The following is a 16,609-nucleotide window of genomic DNA, read 5'->3' as shown; positions in this document are numbered from 1 at the left end:
ATTGAAACTGGAACGAACAGTGCGGATCAGGGTTCGGTGCCCCGGGCGAGGGCGCCGGACCGGTAGGCGGTGGCGGTGGCGAGGTCGGTGAACGACGACGCCGTGCGGTAGCTGTAGTCGTCGGCCTGGTTGAACGCGGACCAGTCGGCCTTGGCGACCCGCACCTGGATTTCGCCGGTGTTCGCGCCGGCGGCGAGGGTGCCGCCGCTGAAGCCGACCTCGACGTAGGCGTCGGCCCCCGGGCGCGGCGTACTGAGCTTCACGACGCGCAGGGTGACGTTCCCGCAGCCGGGAACCGCGTAGTCGCACCAGATCTGGTAGCTGGGGTTGGTGGCGTCGCCGGTGAACCAGTAGCGCGCGGTGACGCTGTTCAGGGCGACGGCCGTGCTGCCCCGGTTGACGATCTGGAGACCGGTGCGGATCTGGTTGTCGGTGGTGCCGCCGCGCTGCTGCACGGCGAGCGAGCCGGAGCCCGGGTCGCCGCCGGTCGTGGTGGTGACCGCCACCGGGCCGCCGGCCGGGGACTGGTTGCCGGCGGCGTCCCGGGCGCGCACCGAGAACGTGTACGCGGTGGCGGGGGTGAGGCCGGTGACCTGGTAGCTGGTGCTCGTGGAGCTGCCCACCACCGCACCGGCCGAGTTCAGCACGTCGTACCCGGCGACGCCGACGTCGTCGGTGGCGGCGGTCCACACGAGACCGACGCTGGTGCTGCCGGGGGTGGCGGTGATCCCGGTGGGCGCGGTCGGCGGGGTCGTGTCCCCTGTGGACTGTCCGGGCTGGTTGCCCCACACCACCGCGGAACCCTGCGCGAGCACGAGCCGCGGGTTCTCCGCGGGCGCGGTCCCGCTGGGGGCGAGGCCGGTGTGCGACCAGTCGTTGCCGGGGTCCCAGGTTCCGGCGCTGCTGATCCGGAACTGCACCTCCTTGCGGTAGCGGGACTGGCCGCCGGGGGCGACGCCGCCGGCGCACGTCACGTCGACGTAGTACACCGGGCCGGAGAACTGGCGCACGGCGGGCGCGTCGCACTGGTTGTACGCGGAGGTCACCGAGATCTGGCTGGGCGTGGTGGCGCCGTCGAGCGTGAAGTAGTAGCGCAGCGAGCCGGTGAACGTGCGCGCCGGCCACGCCGACTTGTTGATCACGTAGGCCTTGACCTCGGTGAACGTGGCGCCGTCGGGCTGGTTGAGCGCACCCTGCGCCAGGATCTCCGGGCCGTCCGGGGTTTCCTTCGCCGGGAAGCCGGCCAGCGGTGCGCCGCCGTACTCGCCGTACAGCCGGGCCAGCGCGCCGGTGAAGCCGGCGTTGTAGTCGAGCGCCACCTCGTTCATGGTGTAGTTGCTGCGGTCGTCGGTGTACGCGTCGTTGGCCGCACTGGGGCCGCCGACGAGCGCGCCGTACAGGATGTGCCGGCTCGCCGTGGGCTCGAGGATGCTGTCGGCCCAGGAGCCGTGCGCGGTGCGATGATGCGGGTTGCGGGGCGGGTTGACGCCGAACCCGGCCACGAAGCTCGCGCCGCGAGGGTTGTCGCCGAGCGCGTAGTTGATCTGCCGCACGCCGAAGTCGTGGTAGGTGGTGGCGCGGGCCGGGTCGGTGGTCCGCAGCCAGTCCGAGTAGACGAGGGCGACGAACGCGGTGTTGGCGGCGTACCTCAGCGAGCCCCACTGGTCGAGCACGGCCTCACCGCCCGGGGAGTAGGGCACGTGCTGGCCGTTGACGCCGGTGGTCCACCAGTCCAGCCAGCGGTTGGCGTCGGCGACGTACCCGGGGTCGCCGGTGAGTTGAGCGAGCATGGCGTACGCGCCGTAGGACTTGTCGTCCCAGGCCAGCGTCCAGCGGTAGGAGCGCGTGGTGGTCTGCGGCTCGGTGGACAGCTTCGCGTACTCGGCGCGCGCCTTGGTCAGGTAGCCGGCGTCGCCAGTGGCCTTGTAGAGCCAGATCGCGCCCCACACCAGCTCGTCCTGGTAGCCACTCCAGGACTTGTAGAACCTCTGGGCGTCGGTGATGCAGTCGGAGTAGACGCCTCGGTAGTTGTCGGCGAACGAGTAGAGCTGCTTGGCGTGGGTGAGCAGGGTGGCCGCGTAGGCGGGGTCGTCGGCCTTGAAGACCAGCGAGCCGGCGGCCATCTGCGCGGCGCCCTCGCCGGCGAGATCGGAACCGGGGCAGGAGGTGTCGACGCGGTAGGCGGGCCGGGCCATGGTCATGGTCTCCGCGGGACCCCACCACTTGTGGTCGTCGTCCCCCTTGCCGACCTGGCCGTAGAGCACGTTGGGCTGCGGGTGCGCCTTGATCAGCCAGTCGTCGCCCCAGCGCAGGTTCGAGAGCAGGTACTGCCACTGGCCGGAATTCTGGTAGGCGGCGCGGTTTTCCAGCGCGCCCCAGGCCAGCATGGTCATGCTGAACTCGAACGGCAGCCCGAACTTGACGTGGTCGCCGGCGTCGTAGAAGCCGCCGGTGAGATCCAGGCCGGCGTCCTTGCCGTCGCCGAGGGCGGACGGGCCGCGCCAGGAGACCCGGTTGCCGGCGGGCAGCACGCCGGACCGCTGCGCGTCGTAGAACCAGATCGACTTCTGGAGGGCCTCGCCGTAGGCGAACTTGCCGGTGGCGGCGCGGGCGGCCGGGACCAGCCCCGGGACCACCACCGCCAGGCCGAGCACGAGCAGCACCACGAGCACTCGGGACACGGACTTCATCGTCGAAGCGTGCACTCCGCCTCCTCGATTCTGGGAGCGCTTCCGGATCGAAAGTAGGTAGCCAGGTCCGCCGTGTAAAGCATCGGCGCCGTCGATGGGCGGTTCAGCGGCGCCGTGCGCGGCCATCCGCCGTAGTCCGCGCGCCGGGCACCCGGCGCGGCGGACCGCGAAACACCCGCTGGTCGCAGTCCGCACGGCGTTTCGGCGGCCGAATCTGGGAGCGTTCCCATTTTCACCGCGGGCAGGTATCCCTGTGGTGAACGGTTCGCCGAATGGCGAAGCGGTGGGGCGAGCGATGCCGGCCACGGCCGTCAATTCTTCACCCCGATCATCGACGAAATCGGAGGCGTCCCCGGCCGTCAGCGCGGGCCGGACCGGTCGCGAAGTCCGCGACTGCTCCGAATGGTCCTACTTCATTTCCTGTGTGCCGGTCATGGACGGCACGGCGTGCGTAAGCGATCGTCTGAAGTGGATCGTCAGGCCGAACCGGCATTGTCCGCAAAGGAAGATGACCGACCGCGCCACCCCTGGTTCGCGATTCACGGCCGGTTCTCCGCCCCGAGCTTGATACGATCGTGTGCCGGGGAGAAATTGCCCACTTGGCCGTGAACAGATACACTCTGTCCAGACCTCGCGCATTGTGCACCACCACTTCAGCCCGCACCACCTCTTCGGACCAAGGAGTATTCACGTGGCACAGAAAGTTCGCGTCGAGATCTTGGACGACCTCGACGGCAGCACCGCCACCCAGACCGTCCCCTTCACCCTGGACGGCGTCAGCTACGAAATCGACCTCTCCGACGACAATGCCGCCGCCTTGCGCGTCGAGTTCGCCCGGTTCGTCGCCGCCGGCCGCCGCGTCGGCGGGCGGAAACTCCGCGTCGCGACCGGCCAGTCGACCACGGTCACGACGGCCGACCGGGAACGCAACCAGCAGATCCGGGCGTGGGCCAACTCGAACGGCTACGTGGTGTCCGAACGAGGACGGCTGTCCTCCGAGGTGATCTCCGCCTACGACGAGGCCCAAGCCGCCCATGCCGCGGCCCCCGAGAAGGCGCCGCGCAAGCGAGTGGCGCGCAAGAAGCTCGCCGCCGCCGCGAAGTGACAGTGCTGGTCAACCACGCGGCCCCGCACCACCGGCCGGACGAGGGGCTTCGACGCCGCGATCCGCGCCGATGACGATGTCAGGGTGACACGACGTTCCTCCGCCTCGCCCAGCATCCGCGATGTCGCGGCCGCCGCGGGCGTCTCCTCCCAAACCGTGTCACGGGTGCTGAACGACTCGCCAACATCAACCCCGGCACCCGGCGCCAGGTCCGGGAGGTCATGGAACGGCTGGGCTACCGCCCCAACCGGGCGGCCCGGGCACTGGGGTCGGGCGGTCGAGCGCGGTGATCGCCGATACCAAGCTCTACGGCTATGCGCGGAGGACCCGCACGCCGCTCCGGCGGCACGGTCGACCACGGCGCGGGCGCGCTCCAGGTCCTCGCGCCGGGCGCGGTCGTCCTGGCGCCGGGGCAAAAGGTCACCACGTTCCTGTCCGCCGCCGAGGACGGCTACTACCGGCTGTCCACGTCCTGGGCCGGCCTCGGCCGCAGCACGCTGGGGCTCACCCTGTCTGGCCGCCCGGCACCTGGGCGTCCGGCGGTTCCTCCGTCGGCTGGCTGGGCAACAGCGGCACGCTGACCCGTCCGCGCGCCGACGCGGTCCGGGATCCCGGGCAGTACGACCTCACCGTCGCCCACGCCCAGGCCGAGAAGAACACCGGCACCCGTTACAACACCGACACCATCACCCGGATCCTGGTGGCGACCGAAGCGGGCGGCACGCCCCGACCGCCACGGCCTGCCTTGTGGCGCCGAGTCCACTGCCCGGCCGACAGCCCGGCCACGTGCCGTGCGGCGTCCACTTCGGACACCGGGCGGGTCCCACGACCGGTGCCGGGCCACCTCGGCGTCCGGGTGGCGGGCCGCGAACCGTCGCGCAACCTCGCGCGATCAGCCGCTCGATCGACACTGGCGGCTCACCCATCGGCACAGCCCGCAGTCGTCGTGTACGCTGGGTGGCGTCCGGGAGCATTTCGAGCGCGAGTGGTCGAACCTGCGCCGCCCTCGGGCCCATCGAACCACGGCTGCGGCTGATGCCGGCCGAGCCCGCCACCGGACACGTCGACAGCGTGTGGCGGCCGCCACTGAGCTCAGACAGGCCCAGGACGGCGCCGCCCACCAGTGGCATCCACCGAAAGGAAACCTGATCACTACCTCCACTTTGGACAACTCGCTCTTCAGCCACCCCATCGCCGAGCAACCCCACCCCGGAGCGCTCACCACGCCCCAGAACGACCGGTACGGAAGCCTGTTCCTCCAGCCGTTCTACACGCCGGCACCGGTGGCCGACGGCGAGCACGAACCCGCCCCGCGACGCCAGTCCCGCGCGGCTCACGACCCGTCCGGACGCCGCACCCGCCGGTGACCCCCGTGCCGCAGCCGTCCTCCACGCCCCGCGCACGCCCGCGCCTGGGCGAGATCTCTAGCGTGGCACGCATGGAGCACCCCGAATCCGACACCCGAACCCTCGAGCGCGGCCTGGGCGAGTACGTGCGGGCGGTAGCGGCCGCGGTCGGCGTCCCGGACGAAAGCACCACGCTGGAGATCAGCGACACGGCCACCGCCTACCTCGGGCTGCCCCGGCGGTGGCTCGACCGGCCCGACCACGACGTCATGCTGGTGTGGAGCGAACGGCGCGGGTGGTCGCTCGCGGTGGAAACCGATCCCGGCGAAGACCCGGTCGTCATCGCCCACCAGGGAGGCGACGACCTCGTCCCCGCCCCGGGCGTGGTCGCGCGGTTCGTCGCCGACGCCGCCGCCGGCCGCCACGCGAGCCAGGACCGGCCCGGCCCCACGACCGCCAGCCGCACGTCGCTGGCCGAGCGGCTGAGTCCCTACCTCCGCCCCGCGACGGAACCGGATTCCGCGACGGGCTGACCCCGCGTCAGGGCACCGGGACCGTCCACAGCAGACGAGTGCCGCCGGCGGCCGGGCTCTCCACCCGGAATGACCCACCCGCGTCCGCGGCTCGCCGCTCGAGATTGCGGAGCCCGCTTCGCGCCACGGCTTCCGGCATCCCGATCCCCGTGTCCGAGACCTCGACGACCAGATCGCCGTCCAGGGACACGGTGACCGCCAGTTCGGCGGCTCGCGCGTGCCGCAGGACGTTGCTGACCGCTTCGCGGACGACCGCCTCGGCGTGCTCGGCCAAGGCCGTGGGCACCCGGTCGAACGATCCCGACAGCCGCACCGTCGTGCGGATCGCGGAGTCGGCCGTCGTGTCGATGATCGCGTTCTGCAGGCGCGCCCGCAGCCCCCGCCCGGCTCCCGGTGGGGCGTGCAGGTCGAAGATCGCGCCCCGGATCTCCTCGATGACGTCCTGGAGCTGGTCGATGTGCTGGGTGAGGCGGCCGGTGACCGCGGGCGAGTCGCTCCGGCGGCGGGTGCCCTCGATGCCGAGGCCGACCGCGAACAGCCGCTGGATGACCTGGTCGTGCAGGTCGCGGGCGATCCGGTCGCGGTCCACCACGACGTCCAGCTCCCGGCGGGCCGCCTGGCTTTCGGCGTCCCGCAGCGCCAGCGCGGCCTGGTCGGCGAACGCGGACACGAGCTGGAGCTCGTGCTCGTCGAACCGCGCCGCGCCGGGAACGCGGATCGCCAGGAGCACCCCGGCCGTGGACTCGCCGGACCGCAACCGCACCACCAGCGCCGGCCCGAGGCCCACGCCGAGGCCGTCGGCCAGGTCGTACGCCAGGCTCGGCACGCTGCGCGGCACGTGGTCGCGCAGCACCTCGCCCGAGGTCGACCCCGCGAGCGGGATCCGGCGACCGGTCAGCACGTCGGCATCGGGGCCGGCGCACACCGTGACGGCCAGTGCCCCACCAGGCGACACGGGCAGCGCGATGAGCGCGTCTTCGGCGCCGGTGAGCTCGGCGGCCCGGCTCGCGATCAGCCACAGCACCTCGTGGACGTCGGTGCCGCCGAGCAGCTCGGCGGAGATCTCCCCGGTGGCCTCCAGCCACCGCTGCCTGCTCCGGCTTTCCTCGTAGAGCCGCGCGTTGTCGACGGCGATGCCGGCCGCCGCCGCCAGCGCGACGATCGCCCGTTCGTCGTCGGCGGTGAACGGCTGCTCGCCGCTGAGGTACAGCCGTCCGAGCACCGCGCCGCGCACGAGCAGGGGCACCCCGAGGAAGCTCCGCATCGGCGGATGGCCCGGCGGAAGCGCGGGCGTGCCCAGGTCGGCCAGCCGCACCGGCGCCTGGCCCCGCACGAGCGCGCCGAGCAGCCCGTGGCCGTCCGGTGGCGGGCCGATCCGGTCCCGGGTGGCGTCGTCGACGCCGGTGACGGCGAACCCGGTGGTGCCGCCGTCCTCGTCGAGCAGGGCCAGCGCGCCGTACGGGGCGCCGACCAGGCCGGCGGCGGCGGTCACGATCCGGTGCAGCGTGGTTTCGAGCCCCAAACCGGCGGAAAACGCGAGGACGGCCGCCGGCAGCGCGTCCATCCGGTCCCGGCCCGGCATCCTGTGCTCGGGCATGTCACCACAGTGGCACAGCGGGCCGCCCCGCGCCGGGATTCCGGCCGAACCGAACCGGGTTCGCAACCGACGACCTTCGCCCGGCCCCGGAGGCCGTTCGGCACTTGGCGGAGGCCGCGGCCCGGGCGGACGGTGAAAGCGCATCCACGAACCCCCAGTTCGGAGCAGTCCATGAAGACCGGTGTCATGCCCGTCGGGCACCTCAGCGCGAGCCAGGTGCGATCCGTCCTCCTCGCGGCCACGGCTCCCCCGCCGCTGCGGAACACCCGGCCGTGGCGGTTCCAGTGCACGCCGGATTCCGTCGAGCTGTACGCGGATCCGCTCACCACCGGCACCGACAGCGAGCAGCGGGAACGGCTGCTGGACTGCGGGGCGGCACTGCTGAACCTGCGGCTGGCGATCAAGGCGCAGGGCAGCCACGCCGACGTCCGGCTGTTCCCCTCGGCGGGCCGGCCCGACCTGCTCGCCGTCGTGCGGCCACAGGGGTACGAAACGATCGCACCGCACGACGAGGAACTCGTGGCGGCCATCGCCGGCCGGCAGAGCAACCGGCGGCCCTTCACCGCCGCCGTCGTCCCCTCCGCGGTGCAGCGGCAGCTCCGGCGGGCGGCCGAAGTGGAACGCGCGTGGCTGGCCACGATCACCGCCGACCAGGTGCCGCAGCTGCGGGAAATCATGCGCCACACGGAAACCCCGCCGGCGACGCCCGGGCCCGGCGGCGGGAACGACCTCGACGTCGAGCCCGACCGGCTGGTCGTGGTCATCGGCTCGCTGCACGACACCCCCCTCGGCCGGCTCCAGGCCGGTCAGGCCATGCAGCGGGTGCTGCTGACGGCCACCGCCGCCGGGATCTCGGCGGCGCTCTCCTCACAGGCGATGGCGGTGCCGGCGACCCGGCGTGAGCTGCGTCAGCTGCTCGGCGGCGGGCTATGGCCCCAGATCATGCTCCGCCTCGGCCACGGCACCGCGGTGCCGTCCGTGACGCAGCCGCGGCTCGAGGACGTCGTGATCAGCGACGAGCACCCGTTCGCCGTCAGCCGTCCGGACGATGGTGCGCGCCGTGGATCCCGGTGACCAGCACCGCCGCCTGGGACCGCCGCTCCAGCCCGAGCTTCGCCAGCAGGCGGGACACGTAGTTCTTGACGGTCTTCTCCGCCAGGAACATCCGCTCGGCGATCTGCCGGTTCGTCAGGCTCTCCCCCAGCAGGTCCAGCAGGACGAGCTCCTGCTCGCTCAGCCCCGCCAGCGGGCCCGGTTTCCCGGTCTTCGCCCGCAACTCGGCCACGAGCGCGGCCACCGCACGGGCGTCCAGCAGGGTCTCGCCCGACCCCACCCGGCGGATCGCGTCGACCAGCTGCAGCCCCTTCACGTCCTTGATGACGTACCCCTCGGCGCCGGCCAGGACCGCTTCGACCATCGAATCCTCGTCGGTGAAGGACGTCAGCATCAGGCACCGCAGACCGGGCAGCGCCGAGCGCAGGTCGCGGCACAGCTCCACCCCGTTCCCGTCGGGCAGCCGCACGTCCAGCACCGCCACGTCCGGGCGCAGCGCGGGCACCCTGGCCGTGGCTTCGGCCACCGAGGAAGCCTGCCCCACGACGGCCAGGTCGGCTTCGTCGTCGATCAGTTCGGCGACCCCGCGCCGCACGAGTTCGTGGTCGTCGACCAGGAAGACCGTGATGACGGGCAGGTCCTGCTGCGTACTGTCATCCACCACCCCAGGCTACGCGCGTGCGCGCCGAACGACCCCGGAAGAGAGGTCCGGCGGCCCTAGGCCCTCCGGTGCCCGGCGACCACTGTGGAGTGATGACACAGATCCAGCACAGGCCTGATCATCACCTCAAGAACGCTGTCACCGATGAGCTCGCCTGGACCCCCAGCGTCAACGCCGAAGGGATCGGCGTGACCGTCTCAGGCGGTGTCGCGACGCTGTCCGGACATGTCGGCACCTACCCCGAGAAGGAAGAGGCCCTGCGCGCGGCGACCCGGGTCCACGGCGTGACCACGGCCGCGGACAAGATCCTCGTCCGGCACGGCCCCGGTGTTCCGGCGGACGTGGATCTCGCCAGGGAAGCCATGATCGTGTTCGACCGGCGCACGGTCCTCGTGCCGAAGGACTCGGTGCAGGTCGACGTGCGCGACCAGATGGTCACCCTGCGCGGCTCGGTCGACTGGCACCACCAGCGCGAAGCCGCCCGCCGGGCGGTGGCCGCGCTCCCCGGGGTCAGCGGGGTGCGGAACCTGATCACGCTGCGGCCTTCGCCGGGAGTCACGGCGGCCGAGACCAAGGCCCAGATCACCGCGGCGCTGGCCCGGCACGCGCCGGGATTCGCGCAGCACGTCGAGGTCGGCATCGACGACGGCCAGGTCACCCTGACCGGCCAGGTCCTCACTCCGGCCGAACGCCAGTCCGCCGAGCAGACCGCCTGGTTCGGCCCCGGCGTGACGGCGGTCGACAACCAGGTGAAGCTCTCCGGCTGAGGTTCCTCCGCCGGTCCGGTCGCGAACTCTGGAGCACCATGAACGTTCTCGTGATCATCGTCATCGCCGCCGCGGTGCTGCTTCTGGCGGCCTCCGCGGTGAAGATCGTCAAGCAGTACGAACGCGGTGTCCTGTTCCGGCTCGGCCGGGTGGTGGGCGTGCGCGAGCCGGGGTTGCGGCTGATCATCCCCGTCGTGGACGTGCTGCGCCGGGTGCCGTTGCGGATCATCACGATGCCGATCCAGTCCCAGGGCATCATCACCCGCGACAACGTGAGCGTCGACGTGTCCGCGGTCGCCTATTTCCGCGTGCAGGACGCGGTGAAGTCCGTCGTCGCGATCGAGAACGTCTACGCCGCGATCGACCAGATCGCCCAGACCACGCTGCGGAAGGTCGTCGGGCAGCACACGCTGGACGAAACGCTGTCCGAGACCGACAGCATCAACGTCGACATCCGCCGGATCCTGGACGTCACCACGCTCGACTGGGGCGTGGAAGTGACCTTGGTGGAGCTGAAGGACATCCAGCTGCCCGACACGATGAAGCGGGCGATGGCCCGGCAGGCCGAAGCGGAACGCGAAAAGCGCGCCAAGATCATCAGCGCCGAAGGTGAATCCCTCGCCGCCGCCGCGCTGGGCGACGCGTCGGACACGATGATGGCGCACCCGCTCGCGCTGCAGCTGCGCAACCTGCAGAGCCTGGTGGAGATCGGCGTTGACAAGAACACGACCGTCGTGTTCCCGGCCCCGCTGATGAGCACCATCGGCGAGCTCGGGGCCTTCCTGGCCCGCGAAAGCGCCGCCGCGACCACGCCGAAACCGGCCGCCACGGCCCCGATCGCGCCACTGCCCGTGGCCGTGAACGGCGCCAAGGCCGAAGAACACTGACCGCGGCCTGCTCCCGGACTCCACAGTGCTCTGTACGAAAAGGACAGAGCACTGTGGACCTGGCGTCCCGGGGCCAGGAATTCGGCCGCACAACCGCGTTGTCCGGAGTAGAATCAAGGGTGTCCGAGAGTATTTCGCACGCAGGTGGTCAAACCCGCGTCGTTCTCGGGCCCCAGTCCGGCCGGTGTCAGCGGCCGGGGACGGGAGCGCCGGCATGAAGTCGGTCCCGCACACCACCTACGCCGCGCGCTTCGCGCAGGCGGCGGACGAACTCCTCCAGCACGGGCCGCGGCTGCGGCTGAAGCCGGAAGCACCCGCCACGGGGTGGGTCGACGGCGCGTGGTGGCCCCGTTCCCTGGACCTGACCGCCGAACTGCCGTCGCTGTTCGCGGCGCTGACCGCCCGGCTGGGCCGGATCGAACGGGTCGCCTACCACCTCGACGCCTGGCCGCCCACCCCTCGCCGTCTGCGCTCCGGGGACGAGCACGGCGATGTCCGGCTCGAGGGCTTCCGGTCGCAGCACACCGGCACCCTGACCGTGATCGGCGGCGGCGCCCGGCGCCGGGTGACGCTGCTCGTGATTCCCCCGGACGCCGATCCCGGCCTCGCGCAGCGCGCGTTGCTGACCGCGGCGCACCGCGGCAACGACGACACCGCCGACGCGCTGCTCTCCGGCCTCGCGGAGGACACGGCCGTCCTCCGCTGGGAAGTCGACGGCGGCCGGATCCCCGACCAGGCGGAACCGGTCGACGCGTAGCCGCCTCAGCCGTCCGCTTCGCCGCCCGGCGCCGGTGGCGTGGCGCCGAGGCGGGCGTGCAGCCGTTCCCGGACCTCGTCCGGGGTGTAGGCCCGCCGCCGGCGTTCCTCGCGCGCGATCACCACCCCGGTCGCGGCCACTCCGACGAGCCCGGCCAGTCCTACTGTCTTCCACCAGCGCATCGGCCTAGGCTACTGCCGTGCCGGGGACCGAGCTCGATCTCGACGAAGCGGTGGCCGTGACGCGCACCGGCGACCTGTGGTTGTTCCGGGGGCGGTCCGCGGCCGACCGCACGATCCGCGTCGTCACGAACAGCCCGGTCAACCACGTCGGCATGGCGGTGGTGATCGAGGACCTCCCACCGCTGATGTGGCACGCGGAGCTGGGGCGGGCCCTGCCGGACGTCTGGTCGGGCACGCACCAGCGGGGCGCCCAGCTGCACGACCTGCGCCGGGCCGTGCTCGTCTGGGCCGAGAAGTACCACCAGCAGGTCTGGCTGCGCCAGCTCGACCACCCGGTCACCGGGGAGATGGAAGACGCCGTCCTGCGCACGATCGCCCGGCTCGACGGCACGCCGTTCCCGTCGACCGCGCGCCTCGCGTCCCGCTGGCTCGGCGGGCGGCTGCCGTCCCGGAAGCGGGAAGCCCGGGACGCCGACCTCGAGTCCGGCTACTGCGCCGAGATCGTCGCGCTGACCTACGAGGCCATGGGCCTGCTGCCCCCGGGCCGCCGGTCGAGCTGGTACGACGCGGGCCGGTTCTGGAGCGGCGACCACCTCGAGCTGACGGCGGGCGCCGCGCTGGGCGACGAGATCGCCGTGCGTCTCCCGAGCTGACCGGTTGCCCGTCGTGAAGGCCGGTCGTGAAGGCCGGCTGGGCACGTCAGCGGCGCACCTCGGTCGGCAGGCGGGGTTCGCGGTGCAGCAGTTCGAGCGCCTCGGTGTCGGCGACCGCGGAGAACTTCCGGTAGCTGTTGCGGACCGCGTGCATGAAGGGCACCGGGCGCAGGCAGACGAACTGGTCCACCTCGCGGGCGAGCCGGTCGAGGACGCGGGCCTGGGCGACCGGGACCGCGAGCACGATCCGGCCGACCTGGCGGGCACGCAGGACACCGATCGCCGTGTGCGCGGTCGTGCCGGTGGCGGCACCGTCGTCGGCGAGGACGACCGTGCGGCCGGCGATCGGCACCGGCGCCACCGTGCGCCGGTAGACGGCGACCTGCCGGGCCAGTGCGGCCCGCGCACCGTCGGCGAGCCGGGTGAGCTGCTCCGCCTCGATGTCGAACCGGCGGATCGCACCGTGGTCCCAGACGACCAGGCCGCCCTCGCCGACGGCGCCGAGCATCGCCGGCGGCGGTCCGGGGGCCTCGATCCGCCGGCTGAGCAGGATGTCCAGCGGCGCGCCGAGGACGTCGGCGATCTCGCCGGCGACCACCAGCCCGCCCTCGGACAGGCCGAGGACCACCGCCCGGTCCCCGCGCAGCCCGCGCAACCGGAGGGCCAGCCGTTGGCCGGCTTCCCGGCGATCACGGAACCGCATGGGAACTCCCGGGGAGTCGAAGGCGAGGTCGGCCGCCTCCAGCATCACGGCACCGCGTCCGGGGCGCGAGGGCCGTTGGTCACCGCGGGGCGGACCGTTCGGCACCTCTCCGCGTGGTTCGGCTTCCCCGCGTCTGCTCCGGCGTCGCTGCTCTGCTGCCGGACAGCCGGTGCGCCGACCAGGGCGCGGTTCCGGTCCGCGGCGGCCGGTCCCGGTTCAGCGCGGGCGGCTCGCCGCCGGGGCCAGTACGACCGCGGGCACGAGTTCACGATCAGCCAAAGCACGAGCCACGTCACTGAGACGCCGGTTGGTCCGCCGGGCATAACCACGCAACGCCGTAAACGCCGCGTCCATGCTCAACTGCCCGCTGACAGCGAGCACACCCTTGGCCTGCTCGATGATCACCCGGCTGTTCAACGCCGTCTGCAACTGCTCGGACAGGATCTCCCCCTTGCGGAAGGCTCGCTCGTGGAGGATCCCGATGGTCGCGGTATCCGCCAACCCCTGCGCCAACGCCACATCATCAGCCGACAACTCACCCGCCGTATGCCCGAACAGGTTCAACGCCCCGATCGTCTGCCTCCGCAACCGCAACGGCAACGCATGCACCGACGCGAACCCATCACTGGCCGCCTCCACCGCGAACCGCGGCCACCGCCCCGCCTCCGCCGCGATATCAGCCACCAGCACCGGCGTGCTGGAGGTGAAACAATCGACGCACGGGCCCTCCTCGGTGTCGAGCTGGAACAGCTCGATCAGCCGCGCCTGCTCAGTGGAAGACGCCAGCACCTGCAGCCCGCCCCGCTCATCGACCAGGGTCAACCCGGCCGCCTCGATGTCGAGCAACTCCACACACTGCTTCACCAGCGTGTGCAGCAGATCAGCGACGTCATAGTCATCGACCAACGTGTCCGCCAACGCCACGAACGCCCGGGTCACCTGTCGCTCACGGTCGGCCATGCCCACCATCTCCTCGCACCTCAGCTGCCTGCATCGTGACCCTCACCGAACTCCTCGTCCAATCGCAGCCGCCCGGCCACGACATCGCCCGCGACCTCGAGCAGCGGACGTCCCTGCCCGAACGCATACGCCCGCAACCGCGCCAACGCAGCCGAAGCAGGCAAATCCAGGTACGCGATCAACATCCCGGTGGCCTGATGCACCTCCCGGTACCGCATCCCCGCACCCTCCATCCACCGCCCGTCCCCATCCAGCCAGTGGTCACCGCCGGTCCGCAGTCCCGACAACGCCAGCGCGGCGACGTCGGCCACCTGCAACGCCATCGACAACTCACCAGGACGCAACGAACCAGGCGTCCCCCGATAGGTATCCAACGTCGCCACCCGCACCGCCCCGATCTGCACCGGAAACGTAAACAACGCCGCCACCGGATGCACCACAGCCTCAGCCGCGAACACCGGCCACCCCGCCGGCGGCCCAGCCACCAGATCCGGCACCAACACCGGCCCACCCGCGACATAAGCCTCGAAACACGGCCCCTCACCCAGCGAAACCTGCAACTCCGCCAACGCGGAGCTCACCGCGTCACTCGCGTAGACAACCTCACGGTGCCCGGCGTCGACCATCATCGACACCGCCGCACCATCCACCGGCAACAGACGCACACACGCCCGGCACACCCGGCCGACGACATCAACCCCGCTGCCGGCCCCACCTTCGACCAGTGCGGTCAGCACGCTCGCGCGCAGGACCTCGACCTCAGCCACCACGCACCCACGACCCGCGGGTCAGCCGTTCCATCATCCGGTTCCTTCCGAGCTGGCGTTCATGATCGCCACACCAACTCGGACATGACCAGGCCCGCATCAGCACCGCTGCCGCGGCTGCGGGCACCAAGCGTACTCCCCCACACCGGGGCGGGACTCGTCATGACTCGCCTCCCCGTTCGGTCAGTTTCCGGAGGTCAGAGTCGAGGAAGTCCTGCCGTCGCCGGACGACGACCTGGTGCGCCGATCGGCGCTCGCCGTGGTGAGCGAATCCGCGGGTGCTGCCGCAGGGGCGGTGCGGGGCCGGTCCGCGGCGGCGACCGTCGGTCACCGCGGGGGCCCGGTGGCCACGTGCGCGGCGAGTCCGTCGAGCAGCCGGTCGAGGCCCCAGCGAAACCGGGTGGTCCCGACGTCGGGACCACCCGGCGGCGCGGCGACCTCGAAGGCGACCGAACCCAGGATGTGCACGTTGACCAGGTAGGAAGCGTCGGCGGCATCCGCCGGGCCCAGCCCGGCGTCGGCCAGGGTGGCCAGCAGGGTTTCGCGCACGGCCCGCGTGTGCGGGCCGTCGGGCGGATGGCCGAGCATGAGGTGCACCGACCCGGGATGGGCCAGTAACTCCGCCCGCAGTTCGAGGGCGAGGGCCCGGACCCGGTCCCGCCACGGCTGCGACGGATCGGTGAACCGGTCGTGGTTGACGCGGCCGAGCAGGTGCTCCGCCAGACCTCGCACCACCGCGGCCTTGTCCGGGAAATACGTGTACACCGCGTTCGGCGCGACACCGACCCGGGCCGCGATCCCCCGGACTGTGACCGCGTCCGCCCCGCCTTCGGCGAGCAGCGCGAGTGCCGCGTCGAGGATGACGTGCTCGCTCAGAGTCCGCCGTCGACCCCTTTTGTCCACTTTTCCTCCGGTGGGGGCGTATCCGCATCGCCCTGTACAGCGTACAGTTATTGTACGCCGTACAGAATTGAGGCGAGGACATGACCGAGACGACCCGCTCGGAACCACGGAATCCCGGCATGCCGGGCCGGCCCTACCCGGTGCGCGTCCGGGCGGTGCTGGACACTCCGTTGTCACGCGGGCTTTGGCTGGTGAAGTGGCTCCTGCTCGTCCCGCACCTGCTGGTGCTCATCGTGCTGTGGGCCGCGTTCTGGGTGCTCGGCGTCGTCGCGTTCTTCGCGATCCTGATCACCGCCCGGTACCCGCGGAAGATCTTCGACTTCAACGTCGGGGTCCTGCGGTGGAGCTGGCGGGTGACCTACTACGGCTACGGCGTCCTCGGCACCGATCGCTACCCGCCGTTCAGCCTCGGCGAAGAACCCGACTACCCGGCCACCCTGAGCGTCGAATACCCGGAGCGGCTGTCACGCGGGCTCGTGCTGGTCAAGTGGTGGCTGCTGGCCATCCCGCACTACCTCGTCCTCGCGATCCTGATCGGCGGCGGATCCGGCGCGGCGGCGTGGGGACTCGACAACCGCGGCTGGGCCTGGGGCGGCAGCCTCGTCGGCCTGCTCGTCCTCATTGCGGCGATCGCCCTGACGTTCACCGGCCGCTACCCCCGTCCGCTGTTCGACTTCATCGTCGGCATCCAGCGCTGGGGCCTGCGGGTCGCGGTCTACGCCGCGCTGATGACCGACCGGTACCCGCCGTTCCGCCTCGACGGGGGCGGCGACGAGCCGGGCGGCCCCACGCCCGTGGAGCCCACCGAGACGCCGCTGCCCGCGAGCCCCGTCGGCACATAACCGCGTCCAGTGCGCCGAAGGCGACTTCCGAAGCCGGTCACGGCCCGGCTCAAGTTTCAGGTGTTCGCCCACGGCCGTGAATGGCCCATTGAGGGACATAGAGTCCCTCAATGGGGACGCCACCACCCCGACTGCCTCCGCGATGCGCCGCGCGCTCGCCCGGGCGCGTGACGGGAAAACACTCGACGTAGCCGAAGCGAGCG

At 71.8% G+C, this 16,609-nt stretch carries 17 protein-coding genes and 2 pseudogenes; 11 read left to right on the top strand and 8 right to left on the bottom strand.

Annotated elements, in window-relative coordinates; all coding sequences use genetic code 11:
• Nucleotides 1-26: 26 nt before the first annotated feature.
• Entirely contained in the window at nt 27-2,690 is a 2,664-nt protein-coding gene (locus AB0M82_RS10270; RefSeq protein WP_364719523.1) for a glycoside hydrolase family 9 protein, read from the bottom strand.
• Between the two features lie 691 nt (nt 2,691-3,381).
• Here AB0M82_RS10270 and AB0M82_RS10265 point away from each other — a divergent pair.
• The 5 genes and pseudogenes from AB0M82_RS10265 to AB0M82_RS10245 all read left to right on the top strand — a co-directional run bounded on the left by AB0M82_RS10265 (nt 3,382) and on the right by AB0M82_RS10245 (nt 5,674).
• Nucleotides 3,382-3,795 (top strand): Lsr2 family protein, encoded by a 414-nt coding sequence (locus AB0M82_RS10265; RefSeq protein ID WP_364719520.1) that lies wholly within the window; start codon nt 3,382-3,384, stop codon nt 3,793-3,795.
• A gap of 84 nt (nt 3,796-3,879) precedes the next feature.
• Nucleotides 3,880-3,945: pseudogene (locus AB0M82_RS10260) on the top strand (hypothetical protein); the annotation flags it as partial.
• Between the two features lie 164 nt (nt 3,946-4,109).
• A complete protein-coding gene (locus AB0M82_RS10255; protein ID WP_364719970.1) occupies nt 4,110-4,376 on the top strand; it encodes a hypothetical protein in 267 nt (88 codons plus the stop codon).
• A 582-nt stretch (nt 4,377-4,958) separates the two neighbouring features.
• Nucleotides 4,959-5,162, top strand: coding sequence for a hypothetical protein (locus tag AB0M82_RS10250; protein ID WP_364719517.1), 204 nt, complete (start codon nt 4,959-4,961; stop codon nt 5,160-5,162).
• A gap of 71 nt (nt 5,163-5,233) precedes the next feature.
• Nucleotides 5,234-5,674 (top strand): DUF6292 family protein, encoded by a 441-nt coding sequence (locus AB0M82_RS10245; RefSeq protein ID WP_364719515.1) that lies wholly within the window; start codon nt 5,234-5,236, stop codon nt 5,672-5,674.
• A gap of 7 nt (nt 5,675-5,681) precedes the next feature.
• Here AB0M82_RS10245 and AB0M82_RS10240 read toward each other — a convergent pair whose 3' ends face one another.
• Complete coding sequence (locus AB0M82_RS10240; protein ID WP_364719513.1) at nt 5,682-7,271, bottom strand: GAF domain-containing sensor histidine kinase; 1,590 nt, start codon at nt 7,269-7,271, stop codon at nt 5,682-5,684.
• Nucleotides 7,272-7,442: 171 nt separating this feature from the next.
• On the opposite strand from AB0M82_RS10240, the gene AB0M82_RS10235 reads away from it, so the two are divergent.
• Complete coding sequence (locus tag AB0M82_RS10235; RefSeq protein WP_364719511.1) at nt 7,443-8,345, top strand: hypothetical protein; 903 nt, start codon at nt 7,443-7,445, stop codon at nt 8,343-8,345.
• Here AB0M82_RS10235 and AB0M82_RS10230 read toward each other — a convergent pair.
• Nucleotides 8,305-8,985 carry a response regulator transcription factor gene (locus tag AB0M82_RS10230; protein ID WP_364719508.1) on the bottom strand — a complete coding sequence of 227 codons (681 nt, stop codon included), beginning with the start codon at nt 8,983-8,985 and terminating at the stop codon, nt 8,305-8,307. The genes AB0M82_RS10235 and AB0M82_RS10230 overlap by 41 nt on opposite strands.
• 92 nt (nt 8,986-9,077) lie before the next feature.
• Between AB0M82_RS10230 and AB0M82_RS10225 the strand changes: the two genes are divergently transcribed.
• The 3 genes from AB0M82_RS10225 to AB0M82_RS10215 all read left to right on the top strand — a co-directional run bounded on the left by AB0M82_RS10225 (nt 9,078) and on the right by AB0M82_RS10215 (nt 11,396).
• Nucleotides 9,078-9,752: a BON domain-containing protein gene (locus tag AB0M82_RS10225; RefSeq protein WP_364719506.1), complete on the top strand. Its 675-nt coding sequence runs from the start codon at nt 9,078-9,080 to the stop codon at nt 9,750-9,752.
• A 38-nt stretch (nt 9,753-9,790) separates the two neighbouring features.
• The gene (locus AB0M82_RS10220; protein WP_364719504.1) at nt 9,791-10,639 is read left to right on the top strand and encodes a slipin family protein; all 849 of its coding nucleotides are present in this window, start codon (nt 9,791-9,793) and stop codon (nt 10,637-10,639) included.
• A gap of 214 nt (nt 10,640-10,853) precedes the next feature.
• A complete protein-coding gene (locus AB0M82_RS10215) occupies nt 10,854-11,396 on the top strand; it encodes a DUF5994 family protein (RefSeq protein ID WP_364719502.1) in 543 nt (180 codons plus the stop codon).
• 5 nt (nt 11,397-11,401) lie between these two features.
• Here the strand turns inward: AB0M82_RS10215 and AB0M82_RS10210 are convergent, their stop codons facing one another.
• Entirely contained in the window at nt 11,402-11,578 is a 177-nt protein-coding gene (locus tag AB0M82_RS10210) for a hypothetical protein (RefSeq protein ID WP_364719500.1), read from the bottom strand.
• A gap of 17 nt (nt 11,579-11,595) precedes the next feature.
• On the opposite strand from AB0M82_RS10210, the gene AB0M82_RS10205 reads away from it, so the two are divergent.
• Nucleotides 11,596-12,231, top strand: coding sequence for a hypothetical protein (locus AB0M82_RS10205; protein WP_364719497.1), 636 nt, complete (start codon nt 11,596-11,598; stop codon nt 12,229-12,231).
• A 46-nt stretch (nt 12,232-12,277) separates the two neighbouring features.
• Here the strand turns inward: AB0M82_RS10205 and AB0M82_RS10200 are convergent, their stop codons facing one another.
• The 4 genes from AB0M82_RS10200 to AB0M82_RS10185 form a co-directional block, all read right to left on the bottom strand.
• Nucleotides 12,278-12,979 (bottom strand): phosphoribosyltransferase family protein, encoded by a 702-nt coding sequence (locus tag AB0M82_RS10200; RefSeq protein ID WP_364719495.1) that lies wholly within the window; start codon nt 12,977-12,979, stop codon nt 12,278-12,280.
• 171 nt (nt 12,980-13,150) lie between these two features.
• Entirely contained in the window at nt 13,151-13,894 is a 744-nt protein-coding gene (locus AB0M82_RS10195) for a GAF and ANTAR domain-containing protein (RefSeq protein ID WP_364719493.1), read from the bottom strand.
• A 20-nt stretch (nt 13,895-13,914) separates the two neighbouring features.
• Complete coding sequence (locus AB0M82_RS10190) at nt 13,915-14,661, bottom strand: GAF domain-containing protein (RefSeq protein ID WP_364719490.1); 747 nt, start codon at nt 14,659-14,661, stop codon at nt 13,915-13,917.
• Between the two features lie 327 nt (nt 14,662-14,988).
• Entirely contained in the window at nt 14,989-15,564 is a 576-nt protein-coding gene (locus AB0M82_RS10185) for a TetR/AcrR family transcriptional regulator (RefSeq protein ID WP_364719488.1), read from the bottom strand.
• 119 nt (nt 15,565-15,683) lie between these two features.
• Between AB0M82_RS10185 and AB0M82_RS10180 the strand changes: the two are divergent.
• Nucleotides 15,684-16,349, top strand: a pseudogene (locus AB0M82_RS10180) (DUF4389 domain-containing protein); the annotation flags it as partial.
• Nucleotides 16,350-16,609 lie beyond the last annotated feature (260 nt).

Origin of the sequence: Amycolatopsis sp. NPDC051128, assembly GCF_040682715.1 — a bacterium.
Classification (GTDB): Bacteria; Actinomycetota; Actinomycetes; order Mycobacteriales; family Pseudonocardiaceae; genus Amycolatopsis.
Note: the sequence above shows the minus strand (reverse complement) of the source record. Positions and strands in the feature narration are given on the sequence as shown.